At 57.0% G+C, this 1888-nt stretch carries 1 rRNA gene; it reads left to right on the top strand.

Annotated features, from left to right (window positions below):
• The first annotated feature begins 261 nt into the window (after window positions 1-261).
• A 16S ribosomal RNA gene (locus F4692_RS20620) occupies window positions 262-1777 on the top strand.
• Window positions 1778-1888 lie beyond the last annotated feature (111 nt).

Here is a 1888-nt window from a genome sequence, read left to right as displayed (position 1 = left end):
GGGTGCGTCTGATTCTTGAGAACTCAACAGTGTGTTTGATTAGTCGACGAATTAGTTTGTTATGCCCCGTTGACATCGGTTGTTCTGCTGGCCTTTTGGGGTTGGTGGGGGATGGGTGTCGCGGTTTCTTTGACAATGATTCTGGCGAGGTCCGTATGGATCTCTTCGCTAGTTTTGTTCAGTCATGGATGTGGCTCTTATTGATAGTCGCCTGGTCTGTCTGGCTCCGTTTGTGGGTTGGGTGGGTTGGGTTGATGGTTTTCGATGGAGAGTTTGATCCTGGCTCAGGACGAACGCTGGCGGCGTGCTTAACACATGCAAGTCGAGCGGAAAGGCCACTTCGGTGGTACTCGAGCGGCGAACGGGTGAGTAACACGTGAGTAATCTGCCCTTGGCTTTGGGATAGCCACCGGAAACGGTGATTAATACCGGATACGACCACTTCTCGCATGGGATGGTGGTGGAAAGTTTTTCGGCCAGGGATGTGCTCGCGGCCTATCAGCTTGATGGTGAGGTAATGGCTCACCATGGCTTCGACGGGTAGCCGGCCTGAGAGGGTGACCGGTCACACTGGGACTGAGACACGGCCCAGACTCCTACGGGAGGCAGCAGTGGGGAATATTGGACAATGGGCGGAAGCCTGATCCAGCAACGCCGCGTGAGGGATGACGGCCTTCGGGTTGTAAACCTCTTTCAGCAGGGACGAAGCGCAAGTGACGGTACCTGCAGAAGAAGCACCGGCCAACTACGTGCCAGCAGCCGCGGTAATACGTAGGGTGCGAGCGTTGTCCGGAATTATTGGGCGTAAAGGGCTCGTAGGCGGTTTGTCGCGTCGGGAGTGAAAACCAGGTGCTTAACACCTGGCTTGCTTTCGATACGGGCAGACTAGAGGTATTCAGGGGAGAACGGAATTCCTGGTGTAGCGGTGAAATGCGCAGATATCAGGAGGAACACCGGTGGCGAAGGCGGTTCTCTGGGAATATCCTGACGCTGAGGAGCGAAAGTGTGGGGAGCGAACAGGATTAGATACCCTGGTAGTCCACACCGTAAACGTTGGGCGCTAGGTGTGGGGTCCATTCCACGGATTCCGTGCCGCAGCTAACGCATTAAGCGCCCCGCCTGGGGAGTACGGCCGCAAGGCTAAAACTCAAAGGAATTGACGGGGGCCCGCACAAGCGGCGGAGCATGCGGATTAATTCGATGCAACGCGAAGAACCTTACCTGGGTTTGACATACACCCTGCCGCTCCAGAGATGGGGCTTCTTTTGGGGGTGTACAGGTGGTGCATGGCTGTCGTCAGCTCGTGTCGTGAGATGTTGGGTTAAGTCCCGCAACGAGCGCAACCCTCGTTCTATGTTGCCAGCACGTAATGGTGGGGACTCATAGGAGACTGCCGGGGTCAACTCGGAGGAAGGTGGGGATGACGTCAAGTCATCATGCCCCTTATGTCCAGGGCTTCACGCATGCTACAATGGCCGGTACAAAGGGCTGCGATCCCGTAAGGGGGAGCGAATCCCAAAAAGCCGGTCTCAGTTCGGATTGGGGTCTGCAACTCGACCCCATGAAGTCGGAGTCGCTAGTAATCGCAGATCAGCAACGCTGCGGTGAATACGTTCCCGGGCCTTGTACACACCGCCCGTCACGTCACGAAAGTCGGCAACACCCGAAGCCGGTGGCCCAACCCTTGTGGAGGGAGCCGTCGAAGGTGGGGCTGGCGATTGGGACGAAGTCGTAACAAGGTAGCCGTACCGGAAGGTGCGGCTGGATCACCTCCTTTCTAAGGAGCACGTACCCCGACCATCAGCTGGCTGGCCACAAGGTTCAGTGCTGTCTGGTGGCGCATGGTGGTGTCTCACTAGTGGAACGTCGACTGCTCGTGCCTGGCCTC

The sequence above is a fragment of the Nocardioides cavernae genome, assembly GCF_013410035.1.
In the GTDB taxonomy this organism is placed as follows: domain Bacteria; phylum Actinomycetota; class Actinomycetes; order Propionibacteriales; family Nocardioidaceae; genus Nocardioides; species Nocardioides cavernae_A.
Note: the sequence above shows the minus strand (reverse complement) of the source record. Positions and strands in the feature narration are given on the sequence as shown.